The organism is Alteromonas sp. RKMC-009 (genome assembly GCF_003584565.2).
Classification (GTDB): Bacteria; Pseudomonadota; Gammaproteobacteria; order Enterobacterales; family Alteromonadaceae; genus Alteromonas.
In genome coordinates, this window is the sequence record NZ_CP031010.1 from 3,209,691 (window position 1) to 3,229,950 (window position 20,260).

General features: G+C 48.1%; 20 protein-coding genes. 9 read left to right on the forward strand and 11 right to left on the reverse strand.

Annotation, left to right across the window (positions count from 1 at the left end; genetic code table 11):
- Positions 1 to 11 precede the first annotated feature (11 nt).
- Positions 12 to 272, forward strand: coding sequence for a 30S ribosomal protein S20 (rpsT, locus tag DS731_RS14290; protein ID WP_119501969.1), 261 nt, complete (start codon positions 12 to 14; stop codon positions 270 to 272).
- A gap of 233 nt (positions 273 to 505) precedes the next feature.
- Complete coding sequence (locus DS731_RS14295) at positions 506 to 1,348, forward strand: alpha/beta hydrolase (RefSeq protein WP_119501970.1); 843 nt, start codon at positions 506 to 508, stop codon at positions 1,346 to 1,348.
- Between the two features lie 106 nt (positions 1,349 to 1,454).
- Here DS731_RS14295 and DS731_RS14300 read toward each other — a convergent pair whose 3' ends face one another.
- Positions 1,455 to 1,946, reverse strand: a complete 492-nt coding sequence (locus DS731_RS14300; RefSeq protein ID WP_150154299.1) for a CPBP family glutamic-type intramembrane protease — start codon at positions 1,944 to 1,946, stop codon at positions 1,455 to 1,457.
- Between the two features lie 361 nt (positions 1,947 to 2,307).
- Between DS731_RS14300 and DS731_RS14305 the strand changes: the two genes are divergently transcribed.
- The 5 genes from DS731_RS14305 to DS731_RS14325 all read left to right on the forward strand — a co-directional run bounded on the left by DS731_RS14305 (position 2,308) and on the right by DS731_RS14325 (position 7,114).
- Positions 2,308 to 2,499, forward strand: coding sequence for a hypothetical protein (locus DS731_RS14305; protein ID WP_119501972.1), 192 nt, complete (start codon positions 2,308 to 2,310; stop codon positions 2,497 to 2,499).
- Between the two features lie 168 nt (positions 2,500 to 2,667).
- The gene (locus DS731_RS14310; protein ID WP_119501973.1) at positions 2,668 to 3,468 is read left to right on the forward strand and encodes a UDP-2,3-diacylglucosamine diphosphatase; all 801 of its coding nucleotides are present in this window, start codon (positions 2,668 to 2,670) and stop codon (positions 3,466 to 3,468) included.
- A gap of 126 nt (positions 3,469 to 3,594) precedes the next feature.
- Positions 3,595 to 5,313 carry a GNAT family N-acyltransferase gene (locus tag DS731_RS14315; protein ID WP_119501974.1) on the forward strand — a complete coding sequence of 573 codons (1,719 nt, stop codon included), beginning with the start codon at positions 3,595 to 3,597 and terminating at the stop codon, positions 5,311 to 5,313.
- A 204-nt stretch (positions 5,314 to 5,517) separates the two neighbouring features.
- Positions 5,518 to 5,913: a BlaI/MecI/CopY family transcriptional regulator gene (locus tag DS731_RS14320; protein WP_119501975.1), complete on the forward strand. Its 396-nt coding sequence runs from the start codon at positions 5,518 to 5,520 to the stop codon at positions 5,911 to 5,913.
- Complete coding sequence (locus tag DS731_RS14325; protein WP_119501976.1) at positions 5,906 to 7,114, forward strand: M56 family metallopeptidase; 1,209 nt, start codon at positions 5,906 to 5,908, stop codon at positions 7,112 to 7,114. Before DS731_RS14320 ends, DS731_RS14325 begins: the two co-directional genes overlap by 8 nt.
- Before the next feature lie 65 nt (positions 7,115 to 7,179).
- Here DS731_RS14325 and DS731_RS14330 read toward each other — a convergent pair whose 3' ends face one another.
- The 4 genes from DS731_RS14330 to DS731_RS14345 form a co-directional block, all read right to left on the reverse strand.
- Entirely contained in the window at positions 7,180 to 8,700 is a 1,521-nt protein-coding gene (locus DS731_RS14330; RefSeq protein ID WP_202980664.1) for a DHA2 family efflux MFS transporter permease subunit, read from the reverse strand.
- Positions 8,701 to 9,753: an HlyD family secretion protein gene (locus DS731_RS14335; RefSeq protein ID WP_119501977.1), complete on the reverse strand. Its 1,053-nt coding sequence runs from the start codon at positions 9,751 to 9,753 to the stop codon at positions 8,701 to 8,703.
- Between the two features lie 13 nt (positions 9,754 to 9,766).
- Positions 9,767 to 10,240: a MarR family winged helix-turn-helix transcriptional regulator gene (locus DS731_RS14340; protein ID WP_119501978.1), complete on the reverse strand. Its 474-nt coding sequence runs from the start codon at positions 10,238 to 10,240 to the stop codon at positions 9,767 to 9,769.
- 119 nt (positions 10,241 to 10,359) lie between these two features.
- Positions 10,360 to 10,674 (reverse strand): hypothetical protein, encoded by a 315-nt coding sequence (locus DS731_RS14345; protein ID WP_119501979.1) that lies wholly within the window; start codon positions 10,672 to 10,674, stop codon positions 10,360 to 10,362.
- A gap of 219 nt (positions 10,675 to 10,893) precedes the next feature.
- Between DS731_RS14345 and DS731_RS22055 the strand changes: the two genes are divergently transcribed.
- Entirely contained in the window at positions 10,894 to 11,070 is a 177-nt protein-coding gene (locus DS731_RS22055) for a hypothetical protein (protein WP_181013630.1), read from the forward strand.
- 74 nt (positions 11,071 to 11,144) lie between these two features.
- On the opposite strand, the gene DS731_RS14350 is transcribed toward DS731_RS22055, so the two are convergent.
- From DS731_RS14350 to lon, 4 genes are all read right to left on the reverse strand, one after another.
- Positions 11,145 to 12,131, reverse strand: coding sequence for a glycosyltransferase family 4 protein (locus DS731_RS14350; RefSeq protein WP_119501980.1), 987 nt, complete (start codon positions 12,129 to 12,131; stop codon positions 11,145 to 11,147).
- A gap of 81 nt (positions 12,132 to 12,212) precedes the next feature.
- Entirely contained in the window at positions 12,213 to 14,105 is a 1,893-nt protein-coding gene (gene ppiD / locus DS731_RS14355) for a peptidylprolyl isomerase (protein WP_119501981.1), read from the reverse strand.
- 235 nt (positions 14,106 to 14,340) lie between these two features.
- Positions 14,341 to 14,613 carry a nucleoid-associated protein HU-beta gene (hupB, locus tag DS731_RS14360; RefSeq protein ID WP_119501982.1) on the reverse strand — a complete coding sequence of 91 codons (273 nt, stop codon included), beginning with the start codon at positions 14,611 to 14,613 and terminating at the stop codon, positions 14,341 to 14,343.
- 313 nt (positions 14,614 to 14,926) lie between these two features.
- Positions 14,927 to 17,281, reverse strand: a complete 2,355-nt coding sequence (lon, locus tag DS731_RS14365) for an endopeptidase La (protein ID WP_119501983.1) — start codon at positions 17,279 to 17,281, stop codon at positions 14,927 to 14,929.
- Between the two features lie 302 nt (positions 17,282 to 17,583).
- On the opposite strand from lon, the gene DS731_RS22370 reads away from it, so the two are divergent.
- Positions 17,584 to 18,099 (forward strand): prepilin-type N-terminal cleavage/methylation domain-containing protein, encoded by a 516-nt coding sequence (locus tag DS731_RS22370; RefSeq protein ID WP_119501984.1) that lies wholly within the window; start codon positions 17,584 to 17,586, stop codon positions 18,097 to 18,099.
- Positions 18,100 to 18,205: 106 nt separating this feature from the next.
- Here the strand turns inward: DS731_RS22370 and clpX are convergent, their stop codons facing one another.
- A complete protein-coding gene (clpX, locus tag DS731_RS14375) occupies positions 18,206 to 19,480 on the reverse strand; it encodes an ATP-dependent protease ATP-binding subunit ClpX (RefSeq protein ID WP_119501985.1) in 1,275 nt (424 codons plus the stop codon).
- A 74-nt stretch (positions 19,481 to 19,554) separates the two neighbouring features.
- Complete coding sequence (clpP, locus tag DS731_RS14380) at positions 19,555 to 20,181, reverse strand: ATP-dependent Clp endopeptidase proteolytic subunit ClpP (RefSeq protein WP_119501986.1); 627 nt, start codon at positions 20,179 to 20,181, stop codon at positions 19,555 to 19,557.
- Between the last annotated feature and the right edge of the window lie 79 nt (positions 20,182 to 20,260).

The following is a 20,260-nucleotide window of genomic DNA, read 5'->3' on the forward strand; positions in this document are numbered from 1 at the left end:
GGAGTTACACCTTGGCTAACATTAAGTCTGCTAAGAAACGTGCAATTCAAGCCGAAAAGCGTCGTCAGCATAATGCCAGCCGTCGCTCCATGACTCGTACAAGCATCAAGAAAGTAGTTGCCGCTATCGCTGCAGGTGATAAAGAAGGTGCACAAGCTGCACTGGCCGCTGCTACTCCGGTACTTGACAGAATGGCAACCAAAGGTTTGATTCACAAGAACAAAGCTGCTCGTCATAAGAGCCGTCTGTCTGCGCAAATTAAAGCGCTGTAAGACAATCTGACGAGAAGTAAAAAGCGCCTTAAGGCGCTTTTTTAATGTCTGCAATTTTTCCCGGCTATGTTTTATCACTGACTACCTTCCCTGAGTATCAGTCTTCCCCTCCCTCATTAGTTTCAACAGGTTTGCTCTGCGGGTTTTATACGTAAATACAAATGCTTTTCCGGCTTAACCACCGCAGCCATGATATTGTTGCTAAATAAATTGGTATATTTCAGGGAGGATGAATGTACAAATCAGCTTTGCTGTTAGTGTTATTCGTATTTTGGAAGACAGCCGGAGCTTCTAATGAAAGCAGTCCGGCCAGTAAGATATCTCTTCACTCAACGATTTTACAGGAAATCCGGAACGTCTATATTTACCTGCCTCCCGACTACGAAGGCTCTGACTCACTTTTTCCTGTTATTTATGTAACCGACGGAGATATTCACCGCTTAAGAGCCATTGCAGGTGTAGTGGAAGGGTTGAGTACCGCCACGCTGGAAAACCAGATGAGGCAGGCTGTTATTGTTGCGATCCCGAATACCAACAGAAGCCGTGACCTGACTCCGTCAGTTCTGCCAGAATGGACATTTGAGAACAGGAAACTGGATACTTTTGAACAATCCGGTGGTGCCAAACAATTCAGGGATTTTCTTAAAACAGAGCTTGTTCCCTATATTGAAAGGAGATACCGGGTTTCAACTGAGAGAATTCTGGTAGGAGAATCATTCGGCGGACTGTTTGCTGCCGATACTCTGCTGCAACAGCCTGATCTTTTCTCCGGATACCTTATTATCGACCCCACAGCTTTATGGGATGACAATTACCTGAACCGGCAGTATGAATTAAAAAAGGAGACTGTTCTTACTACATCACCCCGCATCTACTTTACTTTTGCCAATAACAGTCACCTAGGCAAAATCGGACTCACAAACAGAAAATGGGGTGAGCGATTTGCATCAGCACTCAAGGCCGCAAGTAGTAACCCTGCTCGTGTATCACAACGCTACTTTGAGGATGAAACCCATGGCACCGTTGCATTTCTGGCCTGGTATCATGGCCTCAGGGCACTATTGCCTGCTGAATAACCACAATCACTTCAGATAGAATCGTTTGTTTTCATAATCCGCTTATAACGTTCATCCTAAAAGTATGGAACAGTCCTGAGGACGCTCCCCACTAATCCATAAACAATTAAAATAACACGGGCAAAATTGATGATGCATTAAGTAATATATGTAATAGCAGCGCTGCAACAAAGCCTTTCCGATGACGGTACCTGAGATACAGTCGTGTCATCAGGGCAAAGCTCAGAAAGGTCGTCACTCCCCACCCCACATACACGATGCCGTGCAGGCCGCCGGCAATGAAACCACAGATAATGATAACCGGGCCATCAGTTGTTATTTTTTTCCTCAACTGATGAATAAGCCCTGTAAGGACACAATTCTCTAAAAAGGGGCCTGCGAAAACGATGAAGATGATCCCCTGCAAACTTACTGACGGAAAGCCCTCTTCACCTTCCGCGGGAAAAGGGATTCCCGCAAAAGATGCAAAGTACACGATAAAAAAAGTCCAGAGAACGCACCACACATAGCTGAGTAAAAGATCAGGCAGCAATTGGATTTGTGAATACACTAAGTCTTTACCGGGCATAATACAGGCAGTCCCCATTTTCCTGCTCAAAGCCTATCTTTTACGCCCTTCCGGTGCCACTGCGCTGAGGTACAGGTAATAATACAAAGTTGACGGGAGGTAATTCCCACCGCTGCGAAAAAACTACACAAAAGTGTGTTGCCGGGTAGCAACGTTAACGTCATTTTCTTTTACTAGTGTCAGGTACAGTGCTGAACCTTACCGCACGATCACGTGCATTTCGGCGACTTTTGGGCGAACTTTCGCCGGTGATAACAGCAGTAAGCTGAGCTGGTAGAATTTTTGCTAAGGTTGTTAGTGTTAAGAACTTAATGCTGAGTGTCACAGGCGGGAGTTCCTGCTGAGAACCCGGTGCAGTTAACGAATTTGTACAATTAAAAGTGAGATTACAATGATGAAAATCCAGGTACATGATAACAAAGGAATTGAAACCCACGAATTGTCTGCAGACGAACTCACACCGCAGGTAGAGCGCAAGCTGAAAGCGCTTTATGCATTCGGCGGATACTGCAAAATAGGAAACACACGATATCAGAGTGCAGAAGTGCTGCTGGCAGATATTGCCCCCCGTATGGCCGGATAAATCGCAAAACTGGCTGCGTCAGCGAATGCGGCCAGTTCTTTCTCCCCGCATATGGCCGTTGTCACGATACTGTCAGACAACCTTCACTAACCTGTAAACCTGCAGTCACCTGACTGTCAATTAAACATCCTAAGATGTCCTTCCAAAGTTACTGCTTTGGGAACGGCTATGAAACGCACTCACTACCGCACACTGTGGTTATCTGACATTCACCTTGGCAATAAAGATTGCAAAGCTGAATACCTTCTCGACTTTCTTAACAATGTCACCGTCGACACCCTTTATCTGGTTGGCGATATCGTTGATATGTGGGAGATGTCGCGGCAATTTCGCTGGCCTGAGGCGCACAACCAGGTGCTTCATACATTTATGAAAATGAGCCGTGAAGGGACCAAAGTGGTGTATCTGCCCGGTAATCATGACGAGCCGTTGCAGTCTTACTCCGGAATGGATTTTGGCGAAATTGAGATCCGCAGAGAATATGTCCATACCACCCTGCAGGGCAAAAAGTACCTTATCCTTCATGGCGATCAGTTCGATGCTGATGTGACCCTGGGAAAATTCCACGCCTGGATTGGTGACAAAGGCTACGACCTGCTTCTGTTCCTCAACCGCTGGTTTAACCGCTTCCGTCAGTGGCGCAACAACCACTACTGGTCTCTGGCAGGCTATATCAAAAAGCATATAAAAGGGGCTAACGAAGCCATCAGCCGTTACCGGGAAGCCTGCTGCGGCAGGGCGAAAAAGATGGGGCTTGATGGTGTGATTTGCGGCCACATCCACCACCCGGAAAGCACCATGGAGAATGGTATCCATTACATCAATGATGGCGACTGGATAGAGAACTGCTCTGCCCTTGGCGAAGATTTACAGGGAAATCTGGGGCTTATCAGCTGGATTGATCATATGCAGGCACAGGCTTCTGTTACCGAGTTCAAGCCACGCTCAAAAGCAACGAAAGCGGCTTAATTAAAAATAATAACTGACCGGCAACGCTGCCAGCAGGTGAAGTACTCTGTCACGGAAATGCCATGAAACTGTGTAAAAAGCGTCACACTCAGTTGATATCGTTCGCTCAAAACAATGGGATAAAATATGTTTACTGTTGATGATGTACTGACCCGGCATTATCCGCAGGTTGCGGATAAACCCTGGCTATTCAAATCGCTGTCTTTTGTACTGCGCCACCTGCTGCATGAGCGGGAAATGACCGAGTTCAGTGAAACCTATCCGCATTACGTGGATATAGACTTTGTTGAACAGGTGCTTGAGTACTTTAATATCAGCTACTCTACCCGCGATGTGGAAAAAGAACGTATTCCCACTGAAGGCAAAGTTGTCATTATCGCCAATCACCCGATTGGTACCCTCGACGGTCTTGCATTAATTAAACTGGTCAGTGAAGTACGCCACGACTTAAAAGTAGTCGCCAATCAGATGCTGATGGCCGTTGAACCTTTACACAACATGCTGCTGCCAGTAAATAATATGAAGGGCGGCACACCAAAACAGCACCTTGAAGCCATTCATAAACATTTACACGGTGACGGGGCTGTACTGATTTTTCCGGCCGGAGAGGTTTCCAGACTTCGCCCGCAAGGAGTACGTGATACCCGCTGGCACACCGGCTTCCTTCGTATCGCCAGACAAACAAAATCACCGGTATTACCAGTCTACATCGACGCAAAAAATTCGCCGCTGTTTTACGGCGTGTCTATGATTTACAAGCCTCTGGCAACTGTATTGCTGGTCAAAGAGATGTTTAAGCAGCGCAAAAAGCACTTACCCATGCGCATTGGCGAGGTAGTGCCATACGAAGCTTACAGCCAGCTCACCCTGCCTCTGAAAGAGCAGGTTAAACTTTTCAAACGTCATCTCTACCGCATCGGTGGTAACCGCAAGGGCGTACTGTCCACTCAGGCTCCCATCGCCACGCCGGAAGACCGCAAAGAACTGACCCGTGCAATCAAACAATGTGAGCACCTGGGTCATACCGCTGACGGCAAACATATTTACCTGTATCAGCATCAGGGCTATTCGCCCATCATGCGGGAGATTGGCCGGCTGAGAGAAATCGCTTTTCGCGCGGTGGGGGAAGGTACTAACCGCCGCCGTGATATTGATCAGTATGACTCCCACTACTACCACCTTGTCTTATGGGATGAAAACGATCTTGAGATTGCCGGCGCCTACCGCTTCGGCGACGCATCCGTATTGACCGAAGAAGGCCATCCCACCGGCCTGTATTCAGCTACCCTGTTCAATTATGGCAATGACAACGACGCTCTGTTCAAAGAAGGTCTGGAACTGGGCCGGAGTTTTGTGCAGCCACAGTACTGGGGTAAACGGAGTCTGGATTATTTATGGATTGGTATCGGAGCATTTCTGAGCCGTTATCCGAAATACCGGTTTCTGTTCGGAGCAGTATCAATAAGCAACGCTTATCCGCAACCTGCCAAAGATTTGCTGGTGCAGTTTTACCGTACCCACTTTCCGGCAAAATTCGGTAGTGCTTCATCAAGGCTACCCTATCAGGTATCACCGGAGGTGCAGGACATCTTCCCGGGTGAAGACTACAAAGCCGAATTTACCCAACTGAAACACTTGCTGGCAAATATGGGTGTCAATGTACCGACGTTGTATAAGCAATATTCTGAGATCACTAAAGCCGGCGGCGTTGCGTTTCTTGATTTCAACGTGGATCCGGACTTTAACGACTGTATAGACGGGCTTGTCGTCGTCGATACCGACAGCCTCACTGACAAAAAGCGTAAGCGCTATCTTGAGGATGCTTCACTGGCGAAATCAGCCTGACAAGGTAATACAATAAAACCATGCCCTGCCTGTAAAAGCCTTGTTCATCAGGGCTTTTCATTATCCACTCCCCTTCTGCATTGATGCATGTCACTGGTGTTTTTCCGTTTAATTAAGCGCTGATTAAAAAATAAACTTGCACATATTGATTACATGTGTAATCTTAAATTAAGACTACAAGCGTAATCCATAAGAGGCATAATAATGTCAGAAGATAAAAACCAGAAGCCCGATATTTCAAACGCTGAATTTGACGTGCTGGATGCATTATGGGATGGCTACCCGGCGACATCAGCAGACATTATTGCGCGTTTAAATTCCCGTAAAGCATGGCATGAGAAAACCATCAAAACCTTGCTTAGCCGGCTGGTGAAAAAGCAGGTTATCAGCTTTGAGAAATTGCAGCGGCAATATTTGTACACACCGCTCATCGCCCGTGAAGATTACACCAAAAAAGAAACGGCCAGTTTTGTCAGCCGGATGTTCAAAGGCAAGATTGCGCCTATGGTTGCCGGCTTTGCCAACCAGAACAGTCTTTCCAGGCAGGATGTGGATGATCTGAAAGCATTGATTGAAAAGTGGGAGAAGAACAATGACTGACTGGTTGCTGCAACAGCAGGTTGTACTGTCTGTTGCGCTTATTTTTCTGATGTTAACCGTGCGCTTTCTTATTCCTGCTTTAGGCGCCGGCCGGGCGTATCAGCTCTGGCTGCTGGTACCCGTGGTGCTCATTGCCCATAACCTGCCTGCTTCAGCAGTGAGCTTACCGGCTGGTCCGGTAAGCCGCTATGTCACCGGAACCGGCTCTTTAATCGCCAGCCCTGCTGGCAACACCTTTCTGTTCATATGGGCTGCCGGCGCATTCCTGATTGCTGCCAGTGTTGTTTTTCGCTACGTGGCTCTGGCCAGGCACATCGCAAACAAACACCATACAGCAAGTCTGCATTCAAGACACTATCTGGTCAGTCCCGCCGTTTCAACGCCACTGCTGTTCGGGATACTCCGTCCGCAGATGATCATGCCTGCGTTTTTCCACAGCGCGTTCACGGAAAGACAGCAATCAATGATCATCGAGCACGAACAAACCCATCTGCGCCGGGGCGACCACCTGTGGAATGCTTTAGCGCTGATATTACTGAGCCTGTTCTGGTTCAACCCTCTGGTCTGGGCAGCGCTGTCAGCTTTCCGCACCTGCCAGGAAGTTTCATGCGACGCAGCAGTGCTGAGCCACAAATCTCAGGCAGACAAAATTCATTATGCAAAAGCACTTGTGCAGTGTGCTGAGCATACTACCGGCAATAACACCTTGTACCCCGCTTACGGAGAAAAGAAAACCATGCTTACACGCCTTACACAGATGCAAAAAACCACTACGGGCAATAAAACAATTACTCTGGCCACCTGCCTTGCTATCAGTATTTTTACAGCAAACACTGCGCTGGCAAAGCTCGCCGGAACGCTGGTGAAAGCAGAACAGGTTAATCTTGCGCAGCCTGTTATGCGAATTGACCCTGTCTACCCTGCTGAAGCCGCCGCAAACAATCAGGAAGGCTCGGTAATATTGAAATTTGATATTTCTGCCACCGGCACTACAGAGAATATTGAAATTGTGGATGCCTTTCCTGATGGCGTTTTTGACGAGAGTGCCAGAGTTGCCCTGTCTCAGTGGGAATATAAGCCACGGGTTCAGGGCGGTAAAGCCATGCGCCAGACAGGTATACTGGTTCAACTGGATTTCCGTCTTGATAACACCCGTGCATCAAACGCAAATGAAATGGAGAAAATCAGCGTAACGCGGTAACGTTTTATGAATGGAATGATCAAAGCCGGGGCAAACCGTTGCCCCGGCTTTGTTATATTAACTGGTTATGCTGCTTTAGCCGGCGCAGTTGCAGGACGCATAAGCAACAAAAGCGGAACCGATGCCAGCGTGATCCACATCATCAGACGAAAATCCTGCAGATAGGCCAGCGTGGTCGCCTGAGTAGTTACCAGTGTATTGAGGCTGCTCAACCCTGTACCCGACGTCGCGTAAATTCCGTGAGCCACACTTTCCTTAAAGCCGGCATTATCCAGCGACATAAATTCTGCAAATACTGCATGATTCCGCTGTGCAGACTGAGCCAGATAGGTCATCACCACAGAGATGCCGATGCTGCTGCCAATATTACGTAACAAACTGAACAATGCTGTTCCTTCATTCCGGTACGAGGCCGCGAGAGTGGCGAAACTGGCGGTTGAGAGGGGAACAAAAACAAACCCAAGGCCCAGCCCCTGAATAACACCGGTACGGATAATTTCATGGGCACTGACATCCGCGGTAAACAGGGTCATCGCCCACAATGAGTAACTCATCAGCATGAGTCCGGTAAATATCATCAGCCGCACATCGACTTTACCTGAAAGGCGCCCCACCAGAATCATTGAAATCATGGTACCTATTCCTCTCGGAGCAAGCAGATAGCCTACGTCCACCACCGGATAGCCCATGAGGTTTTGCATAAACGGTGGCAACAGCGCCATGGTGGCCAGCAAAATAATACCGACGATAAAGATAAACAGCAGTCCCACCGAGAAATTTCTGTCCCGGAACATGGCCGGTTCGATAAAAGGTTTGCGGTGAGTGAATATATGCACAATAAAGAGGTACATTCCCAGCGCTGCCAGTGCCGCTTCGATAACGATTTCTCTGCTGGCAAACCAGTCCTGAGATTCTCCTCTGTCCAGCATCATTTGTAACGCGCCAATGGCCAGCGCCAGCATGGCAAAACCTGTGAGATCAAAACGTCTGTCAGGATCCAGCTCAGTTTCCGGGACAAATCGCATGAGGCCAAACCAGGCGAGGATACCGAATGGCAGGTTGATGTAAAACACCCAGCGCCAGTCGTAATATTCTGTCAGTAATCCGCCAAGGGTAGGCCCGAGAATAGGACCAAGCATAACGCCCACGCCCCACATGGCCATCGCCTGTCCGTGTTTTTCTTTCGGCCAGGTATCCAGCAGTACAGACTGAGATAACGGCACCAGGCTGGCGCCGAATATCCCCTGCAGCAACCGGAAGATCACTATCTGATTTAAGTTCTGCGCTGCGCCGCAAAGCATGGATGCCACAGTGAATCCGACGACTGACCACATGAACAAGCGGCGGCGGCCAAATCTGGCACTGAGCAATCCGGTAAGCGGCATGAAAATCGCCGCGGCAACAATGTAGCTGGTCAGCACCCAGCTTATCTGATCCTGCGTGGCACTCATACTTCCCTGCATATGGGGCAAGGCCACATTAGCGATAGTTGTATCCAGCGCCTGCATGATAGTCGCCAGCATCACCGATAAGGTGATCATGACGCGGTTAGCAGATGATGGTGACGTATCCGGCTGTGCAGACATCTACAGTGTCAGCCCTAATACTGAACGCTGATGCTGCGTGTCAATTTCCGTAATCACACTGAGCCCTGCTCTTAATAACGGCAAATCAGGCTCATCATCAAGCCGGATGCGCACAGGCAAACGCTGGGCGATCTTCACCCAGTTCCCGGTCCCGTTTTGTGCGGGCAGCACTGAAAATTCCGCGCTGGTTGCCGGACTCAAACTCTCTACCACTCCGTGCCACTGATGATCCGGATAAGTATCGACGTTGATGGTCACTTGCTGACCGGGCTTGACCCAGGTCAGATCGGTTTCAGTATAATTTGCCTCAATCCACATTTGCCGGTTCATGACCATCGACAAGGCCTGACTGCCGGCAGAAAAATACTGCCCGGTTTTAGGCGGTATACGCACTACCCCGTCCTGCGGTGCCAGTATCTGTGTATGTTTGTAATCAAGCAGTGCTTCCGCCAGCGTCGCTTTTGCTGCCAGATAATCAGGGTGCTGCTCTACCGGCAGTGTATCGCTGCCTCCGAGAGACTCTGCGATTTGTTTAAGATCATCTTTTACCGCCAGTACGTTAAGTTTGGCAATGGCCACATTTTGATGGGCTGCGTCAAAATCTGCATCCGACACATAGCGCTTTTTCAACAGGTTATCCTGACGAACTTCCTCTTTTTGCGCATAGGCCAGCTTACTTTCTGCCAGTTTCAGTTCCGTTTGTTTCTCAACGTAAGAAGCTTTCAGGGCAGACAGTTCTGTTCTGACCTGAGCCATATTCGCAGCGGCCTTCTCCATGGCTACCTGATAGGGTTCAGCGTCAATTTCAAAAAGAATATCGCCTTTTTTGACTTGCTGATTTTCACGCACGTTGACGTGAATAATATTACCGCTGACCTGAGGACTGATTTGGATTAGATCGGCTTTAACATAAGCATTATCCGTTTCAACCAGTCGCCCGCCGTGTAACCATGCCGCACCGCCGGCAAGACATGCCAGTACCGGGACAACGACCATAAATAAAAATCTTTTGCTGCGTGAAGACGGCGCAGCTTTTGTGGATTCTTCTGACATTTAATTCTCCGTATCAGAAAGACATTGACATAAGACGTTCACGAATGAGCGTCAGCACATCGACAAACTGTGCCCGTTGTTGCTCACTGAGGTCCTGCAGCATTTCCTCGCGCAATGCTTCAATTGTCACTTTGATGGTTTTTAAGACGGGTTCTGCATCTGCGGTCAGGTTAATCAGGTGAGCACGGCGGTCTGCCGGGTCCTTATCCCGACGGACCAGCCCCCGTAACTCGAGATTGTCCAGCAGCTTTGCAATAGTCATTGGCTGAATTTCAAGCATCTGCGCAAGCGCTTTTTGCTGAACACCGGGATTCATGGCGATCAGTTTCAGTGCTCTCGCCTGTGAAAGGGTGAGATCACTGCCATCTAACCTGTCCTGAAAAGCGCCACGCATGCGCCTTGTGATATCAGCCAGTAAAAAACCTTCTACCGGGCCATGCCGGGTATCGTAGTAACAGGGGGTGTCACGGGATGTGGAATTTTCCATATCAACCTCAATTAGTAAGCAATACTTATTATATGCTTCAATTACTAATCATCAACAGCCGGACACGGAGTTACGGACGAATAACGGGAAAAGCAGGATGGATGTCAGGGGAGGTAGAATTAACCGGCTATATCAACAATTTCTCTGGTATCCGGGCGGATACGTACGGTTTGACCGGCAATGGCGATTGATACGGTACCGGTCAGCGGATCTCTGCCGACAACTTTACCTGTCCGGTATACGTCATAACCGAGGATCATGCCGGGTTGCAAAATCTCATCAGCAACCGGTTCAACCGGTGTCAGCGCTGACACTTCAGTAACGGGAAAACTGTAATCATCCAGTGTGATATTTTGTGCTCTGTCAGCGGCCAGTACAGGACCTGCAATCAAGGTAACGACGACTCCCGCACACAACGCTTTAAAACTGAACATTAACTGCCTCCATTGCAACTTATTTTCTGTCTGATTACCGGGTCAGACGTTAAGCCGGTTACTGAACTTGTACTTCTGCTTATAAGAGATGTAAGCAATTGGCAGGCCACTACACATTTGTTAATAAAATCAGTAGTTAATGTAGATATAAGAGTAATGACTGGAAAATAGTGACGTTTTTCCGCATCATAATTGCAACACACAAGGAAAAGATTACCCGTGATAAAGATAATTGTACTGATCCCTCTTCTGCTCAGCCTGCTCTGGTTTGCCTATCTGAAAGCTAATAAATGGACACTCGCCCAGGGTAAACAGGGATTTATTTATATTCTGGTGCTGTCTGCGGTCATCGCGGCGTTTTATACCCTGATGATGTTTTTGACACACAGGGTCTGATAAGGATGTAGCTGTCCGGAAAAACGGGAATAAGCGGAACATTAAAATGCTGTTCCGCAGGCTGGCAGAGGAGGTTAATCCGTCATGGGGAGAATTTCTGATACATTCCCCGTGGCGTGAGGTTGTGCATCATTCAGTACGTGACCGTTAATCACCTCTTCGTAAAGCTTGTAATAACGCTGTTCCATCACTTCAGCATTAAACACATCACGGGCATATTCGTGGCAGGCCTGCCGGGAAAAACTGTCTGCCTGAGCAACAGCCTGCTCAAGCTCTTTGTAACTTGACGACAAAAAACCTACATCAGTATTGTTGATAAGTTCAGGCAATGAGCCGTAGGGTGTAGAAAATACCGGTGTTCCCAGGAACAAACTTTCTGTGATCGCCAGCCCGAAAGGCTCATGCCAGCGTACGGGAAAAATAAGTCCTTTTGAGCGCCGGATTAACCTGTGCTTTTCCTCTCCGCCCACCATCCCCTTGAAGCGGGTGTGAAGGTGAAAATCGAAATACGGATTTCTGCCGAAGTTAAACCGGTTTCCCCCCAGCACAGCCAGCTTCTCCTTGACGTTGCCGGCAATGCGGACAGCACCGTCCAGGTTTTTCAGTGCAGAGCGGGCCTTGCCGAGAAAATGAAAATAATTATCCGGCTTACCGGTATGAGGCTCACCATAATCCCGCCAGTCCAGTCCGTTATAAACGTAGCAGCTGGCATGGTGATTAGACGCGTGTTTCTTTGAAAGGAAAACCGTATTCTGCGGATAAGTTCTGGCTTCCCCTGCATTACCATGCTCGGTGCACAGGAACGGTTTATCCAGCTCACCTTCGTATGGCCAGTGAAAATGCACCACATCAGGCCAGTCTGTGATTTGCTCCCTGACCGGCTTATCACGGTCATATTTCAATGTCTGTGAGGCCAGATCACCGGCATTGCGGGCCAGGAATTTGACTTCATGACCTTGCCTCATCTGAGCCTGAGCCAGTGACCAGATAACCCTTTCCGTGCCACCGTACTTTTTAGCCGGTAACGGAAGTCGCGTTGCATAGGCGTGAAGAATACGCATTAAAAGTCCTTATATACCGGTTATGCCGGTGGCAAAAAAAAGGTGCGCAAAGCGCACCTTCTGTGATTCAGCAAATGTCGTTTAACGGGCCGTACCAAGAGTAACATCAGCCTCATCACGCAGCGCTTTAACAAAAGTTGCATAGGTAGACTGGCTGTTCGCCTGCGCCAGACGCTGACGGATGGCAGAAACTGTTGCATCATCCGCCGCTTCAGGCGCATGTACTGCAGTCAGTTCAATCAGTGCTACGTCGCCACTGCCTAACAGGGCCACACGGCGGGATTTGCCTTCAGCCAGCGCCAGAGTGAACAGGGTATCAAGCAGATTACGTGGTAATTGCTGATCACCGCGATTCACGTTTTCAACGGTTTCCCAGTCCAGTGAACGGGCAGACAGAGAGTCAGCAATATCATTACCACTTTCAAGCTGAGCCAGCTGAGCTTCCGCCCAGTCCTGCGCAGCCTGCTGCGCCTTCTCGCTGCGCAGAGACGCAGTGATAGACTCTTTTACTTCATCCAGTGACTTGGTGCGTTGGGCCTCATGTTCGTTAACACGTACCACCATTACGGTGCTGGCATCAAGTTCGATGAGATCGCTGTTCACCTGCTCTTCGATTAATTCAGGAGAGAATACGTCATTAACCACCTGAGGATTATCGATTTCTGCAGGTACATTGTTACGGGTAAACAGCGGAGTAGTCTCAATCGATGTATTGGCAATGGCTGCCACTTCATCCAGAGTATCCGGTACTTCGAAGGCTACTTCTGCCATACGGGACTGAAGTTCATAGAAACGATCAGTCGCTTTTTCAGTGATCAGGTTTTCACGGATTTCACCGGCAACATCACTGAAAGGCTTAATGGTTTCAGGCTTCAGATCGGTCAGTTTGATGATATGGAAGCCAAACTCTGTTTTCACGACATCTGTCACATCACCCACATTCTTAAGTGAGAATACTGCTGAGTCGAAAGCGTCGTCCATCATGCCGGGCGTGATGTAATCAAGATCACCACCATTTTCAGCAGAGAAACTGTCTTCAGAACTTTCTTCTGCCACGGTTGCGAAGTCTGCACCGCCTTTAATTTCTGCCAGCAATGCTTCTGCTTTCGCTTTTGCAGCCGCTTCATCATCGCCGGTTTCAATCAAAATATGCGAGACGCGACGCTGTTCTTCATCACGGTACTGGTCTTTATTTTCTTCATACCACGCAGAAACATCATCGTCAGATACCGTTACGTCGCCTTTTAAATCATCGACTGACAATTTGACATAGGCTACGCTGACTTTTTCTTCAGTATCAAACGAAGTGATGTTGGTATCGTAATAACCCTGAATGTCAGCATCAGAAATTTCAACTTCGTCAGCAAAAGGCGCTGCGTCCACTACGACATAGCGGGCATCGCGGGTCTGAGCCTGTAAGTCAAATACACGGCGGGCTTCACCGGGCAGGGCGAAGTCAGACACGCCAAGAGCGCGTGTCAACTGTTCACGGGTTAACTGTGTACGCAGGAAATCGCGGAAATCTGACGGCTGGTAACCGTTCTGACGCAACAGAGCCAGGTAACGGTCGTTGTTAAACTGTCCGCCAAGCTGGAATTCAGGCATGCTGCGAATGGTGTCACGGATTTGATCATCACCCACACGTAAACCTAATTCGCGGGCTTTCTGCTCAACCAGCTTTTCGTCAATCAGGCTGTCCAGTACACCGCGGCGGAATTGCTGCATGTAACCTTCATCAGCAAACAGCGCTGATACGCTCTCACCGTATTGTGATTCCATACGGCTGCGCTGTGACTGATAAGCACGCTCTAACTCATTCAGACCAATTTCTTCGCCATTTACAGTGGCGGCGACAGTTTCACCGGAACTGTTCAGGTAACTTCCTACACCGGCAAAAACAAAGCTCAGCACGACCAGACCAATGATAATCATTGCCCACGGGCCTTGCGAACCTTCTCGGATTCTCTCTAACATGACTTACTTTCAACTCCGTTGCTTACTGCTTCGCTCCGGCTTTGTTCAACACTCACCGGAAAAATATGGCAGATTATATCGATTCCCCGTGCCAAAGGCGATAATCCCGTCAGTCAATTTGCAGGAAATCCGTTGAATTCCAATAGATAGAGTTGGGTGACAGCGGAAAATGCGGGCAGGAGAAATAAAAAAGGCGATGGTACTGACCATCGCCTTTTATCGAATCTTTTTCTGCTTAGTTACAAGCGTCTTTCAGAGCTTTACCAGCTTTGAAAGAAGGAACTTTAGCAGCTGCGATTTGAATAGTCTCACCAGTTTGTGGGTTACGGCCACTACGCGCTGAGCGTTCGCGAACCGCAAACGTACCGAAACCTACCAGTGCAACCTGATCACCTTCTTTAAGCGCTGCGGTAACTGCATCAGTGAATGCATCTAATGCACGGCCTGCAGCAGCTTTAGAGATATCTGCACCAGCAGCGATTTGGTCGATGAGTTGAGACTTGTTCACAATTATGATCCCCTTCGATTGTTATTATACTCTTGTCCGAAAACAGTGATTGTCTTCAGAACGTTATAACAAGCTTGATTTCGACAATCAAGCTAAGTGTTACAATTAATTAACGTTTAATGAATCGCTGCAATCCCTTTAGAGACAAGGCTTCAAGCGAGTACGTAGTAAAGGTAACACAACTTCTGACAGTTGAAAGCCCTAAATTTAAAAAAAAAGGTTAATTTGGGGCTGTAATGGGTGTTTTTTGAGCAAACAGTTCAAAAAAAGGCTACATCCCGCGAATTTACTGGTATGCAGCCAATTTCTACCGTTACTTATTAGCGACAACTTTAAAAGACTCAACAGGCTCCTGCAGAGCAATATCGAGTACTTCATCAATCCATTTAACCGGATGGATAGACAAGTCCGCCTTCACGTTTTCAGGAATTTCTTCCAAATCACGCTCATTCTCGTGTGGAATGACGACAGTTTTAATACCGCCACGGTGTGCAGCCAGCAGCTTCTCTTTTAAGCCGCCGATTGCCAGCACTTCTCCGCGAAGGGTAATTTCACCGGTCATGGCAACATCACATTTCACCGGATTACCTGTGAGCGTGGACACCAGTGCAGTACACATTGCAATACCGGCGCTCGGACCATCTTTTGGCGTGGCACCTTCGGGCACGTGCACGTGAATATCACGCTTTTCATAGAAGTCTTCATTGATGCGTAGTTTTTCAGCACGGCTTCTTACTACAGTCATCGCCGCCTGAATGGACTCCTGCATCACGTCACCCAGAGAACCGGTGGTGGTCATCTTGCCTTTGCCGGGTACCGCAGTGGTTTCGATAGTCAGCAAGTCTCCGCCTACCTGTGTCCATGCAAGGCCGGTCACCTGCCCTATCTGGTTTTCTTTATCCGCTTTACCATAGTCAAAACGCTGCACGCCCAGATAGTCTTTCAGGTTATCCTGCGTCACAACGACTTTGTCTTTACTCTTACTTAGCAGAATATCTTTTACTGCTTTACGGCAAACTTTAGAAATTTCTCTTTCCAGGCTTCGTACACCCGCTTCGCGGGTATAGTAGCGAATCATACCGATGATAGCGGACTCTGTGATATCCAGCTCTTTGGCTTTAAGGCCGTTACGCTCCATCTGTTTAGAAATAAGATGGCGTGTCGCAATATTCAGCTTCTCATCTTCGGTGTAACCCGACAGACGAATCACTTCCATCCGGTCGAGCAATGGCCCGGGAATATTCATGCTGTTTGAGGTCGCTACGAACATCACATCTGACAGATCGTAGTCGACTTCAAGGTAATGGTCGCTGAAGCTGCTGTTTTGTTCAGGATCTAATACCTCGAGCAGCGCCGATGACGGGTCACCACGCATGTCAGAGGACATTTTGTCGATTTCATCAAGCAGGAAAAGCGGGTTCTTCACCCCTACTTTGGCCATTTTCTGAATCAGTTTGCCCGGTAATGAACCGATGTAAGTACGACGGTGACCACGAATTTCTGCTTCGTCCCGCACCCCGCCTAATGCCATACGTACGTACTTACGTCCGGTGGCTTTGGCAATAGACTGACCCAACGAGGTTTTACCCACACCCGGAGGACCGACTAAGCAAAGGATTGGACCTTTCAGCTTTTTAACCCGTTTCTGTACCGCCAGATATTCAACAATGCGCTCTTTTACTTTCTCCAGACCATAGTGATCTGCATCCAGCACTTTCTCGGCCAGTGACAAATCTTTCTTCACTGCACTGCGCTTATGCCAGGGAACATTGGTCAGCCATTCAATATAACTGCGTACCACGGTGGCTTCTGCTGACATGGGAGACATCATTTTCAGTTTCTGCAACTCAGCCCGTGCCTTATCTTCGGCATCTTTAGGCATCTTCGCTTCTTCAATCTTTTTGCTCAGCGCCTCAAACTCGTCCGGTGCATCATCCAGTTCACCCAGTTCTTTCTGAATGGCTTTCATTTGTTCATTCAGATAATACTCGCGCTGGCTTTTTTCCATCTGCTTTTTCACGCGGGTACGAATTTTCTTTTCGACCTGCAGCAAATCAATTTCGCCTTCCATCAGCGCCATCAGGTACTCAAGACGCTCGTTCACGCCTTTCATTTCCAATACCTTCTGCTTCTCAGCCAGTTTAAGCGGCATATGAGCAGCCATGGTATCGGCGAGACGGGCAGCGTCATCAATGCCGTTAAGCGAGGTTAACACTTCCGGCGGGATCTTCTTATTCAGTTTTACGTATCCCTCGAACTGGGATACCGCAGAGCGGATAAGTACTTCCTGCTCATTGTCAGACAGTAGTTCATCTTCAACACGGCTTACTTGCGCCACGAAGAATGGCTCAGCCTGCTCGTACTGATGAATTTCACCACGAACATTACCTTCGACCAGTACTTTCACTGTGCCGTCAGGCAGTTTTAATAACTGTAAAATAGTGGCTAATGTGCCAACCTGAAAAATGTCATCAGATTCAGGCTCATCAACACTGGCGTCCTTCTGTGCAACTAAAAAGATTTGTTTATCATTTTCCATCGCTGCTTCAAGACAACGGATGGACTTTTCCCTGCCAACAAATAGCGGTATGACCATATGGGGATAAACGACTACGTCCCGTAAGGCAAGTACGGGGATCTCAATGCGATCTTCACGCTCAACTGTCATACGTGTTCTCTGTATTGTTCATAATGTGAATTGATATGGGGATGCACAGGCAAAGTTCAATCAATCCTGTGTTAAACCTTGTTACTTTTACCATTATCGATTTTTAATGATGGTGCAACCTTTTTGTGCCGGAGAGCAGAGCAAAGTCAAACGACTGTACAAATATACGACGAAGGCAGGTTATTGCTTATTAAAAATGATAACTATTCCCAATAAAATAAACCTGTTATGCTCAAGAAATTGGAAAAAATACAGTTAAAATCTTATTCTTCAAAGATATCAAGATTGCAGTGAAACTTGTTATGACACCATCTTCTTCACATTCCGGATTCACGCTCATTGAGCTGGTTATTGTTATTGTTATCCTCGGCGTACTGGCAGTTACCGCAGCGCCCCGCTTCATCGATCTTCAGGATGACGCTCAGGCGGCCAGTGTTCAGGGTGTGGGAGCGGCCTTTGCTTCTGCGATTAATCTGGCCCGTTTAAAGTGGCGTGCCGGTGGTCACACGGGGCCGGTGGATAATCTGGATGTGTTCGGCAACGGTCAAAACGTCATTGATTTTAATCAGTATGGCTGGCCTGCACAGAGCTATACGCCGTATGAAGCCAGCCCGGTAACGGACAACGCCTGGGATTGCACATCGTTATGGAATGCCTTGCTTGCAAGCGGCAGCCCCACGGTTGCAGAAGATACCTCGGCGGACTACCAGGCCACCTATGCAGACGGTACCTGCACCTTTATTTTGCAGGCACAACCGGCGTTTTCCGTCTATTACAGTTCACTGACCGGTGAAGTCACCATCGATGACACCTTGTAACAGCACTGCCCTTTCACGGTAATTGCGGCTAACCGGATGCCGGATGACCCGGTGACAGATAACAAAAAAGGTCCCGAAGGACCTTTTTCTTTATCTTACATGACAATCACTCAGAGACCGCTTTCTTCTCTTCGTTCTTATACATCAGAATAGGTTTAGATTCGCCTTTAATCACAGACTCGTCGATAACCACTTTGCATACGTTTTCCATTGAAGGCAAATCGTACATGGTATCGAGCAATACTGCTTCCACGATAGAACGCAGGCCACGGGCACCGGTTTTACGTTGCATCGCCTTTCTTGCGATGGCGTGCAATGCATCATCACGGAACTCCAGTTCAGTTTCTTCCATGGCAAAGAGCGCACCGTACTGTTTGGTAATGGCGTTCTTCGGCTCACGAAGGATCTGGATCAACGCTTCTTCGTTCAATTCTTCCAGGCTGGTCACTACCGGCAGACGACCAATGAACTCCGGAATTAATCCGTACTTCACTAAATCTTCCGGCTCTACCCGCTTGAACAGATCGCTGAGTTCCTGCTTGCTTTCTTTAGACTTCACCGACGCACCGAAACCGATTCCGGTATCTTTATTTGCACGCTGCTCAATCACTTTATCCAGACCGGCAAACGCACCACCACAGATAAACAGGATTTTAGACGTGTCGACCTGCAGGAATTCCTGCTGGGGATGCTTACGTCCACCTTGAGGCGGAACGGATGCAACCGTGCCTTCAATCAGTTTCAGCAGCGCCTGCTGAACACCTTCACCTGACACATCACGTGTAATAGAAGGGTTATCAGACTTACGGGAAATCTTGTCGATTTCATCAATGTAGACAATACCGCGCTGGGCTTTCTCTACATCATAATCGCACTTCTGCAACAGCTTCTGAATGATGTTTTCAACGTCCTCACCCACGTAACCGGCTTCGGTCAGGGTGGTGGCATCGGCCATGGTAAACGGCACATCCAGTAAACGGGCCAGGGTTTCCGCCAGTAACGTTTTACCGCTACCAGTAGGGCCAATTAGCAGGATATTACTCTTACCCAGCTCAACACCCTCGTGCACATCACCATTGCGCAGGCGCTTGTAGTGGTTATACACCGCTACCGACAGCACTTTCTTTGCGTGTTCCTGACCAATGACATAATCATCAAGGTGTGTATGAATTTCTTGTGGTTTAGGAAGTGCATCCTGCTTTTGCTTTGGTGCAATTTCCTTAATCTCTTCACGAATAATGTCGTTGCATAATTCAACACACTCATCGCAAATAAAAACGGACGGTCCCGCAATCAGCTTTCTGACTTCATGTTGGCTTTTGCCACAAAAGGAACAGTACAAAAGCTTATTATCACCGTCACCGTTCTGCTTGTCACTCATTACTCTTTGCCTCTGCCTTTCCTGAACAAACGAAAGTCGTGCGGGTACACGAGTTCAGGATTACTATAACTATACTACTTAGTGGCGGCTGCGTCAGATCGATTTGTTAAAATCTGATCGATTAGGCCATAATCCCTGGCTTCTGCTGCACTCAGGAAGTTATCCCGGTCTGTATCCCTTGCAACTTTTTCGTAATCCTGGCCAGTATGTTCGGCCATCAGACGATTCATTTTCTCTTTAATAGAAAGAATTTCTTTCGCGTGAATTTCAAAATCCGACGCCTGTCCCTGGAATCCGCCCAGCGGCTGGTGAATCATTACCCGTGAGTTAGGTAAGCAGAAACGCTTCCCTTTGGTACCGCCTGATAACAGGAAAGCGCCCATGCTGGCCGCCTGACCAATACAAACCGTGCTTACGTCAGGCTTAATGAAATTCATGGTGTCGTAAATCGCCATGCCTGCCGTCACAGAACCACCCGGAGAGTTGATATAAAGATAAATATCTTTTTCCGGATTCTCAGCTTCAAGGAAAAGCATTTGCGCGACGATGAGGTTCGCCATGTGGTCTTCAACCTGACCCACTAAGAAAATCACATTTTCTTTTAGCAGACGGGAATAAATGTCGTAGGAACGTTCACCTTTAGACGTCTGCTCGACGACCATAGGCACCAATGCATCTTGTGGTTCAAATGGGTTTATCATATCTACCTTGATTTCTTAGCGTTAAAAACAAAAATGCCCGGAAGGTTCCGAGCATTTAAGCAGTTGCTGACAGGTTAAG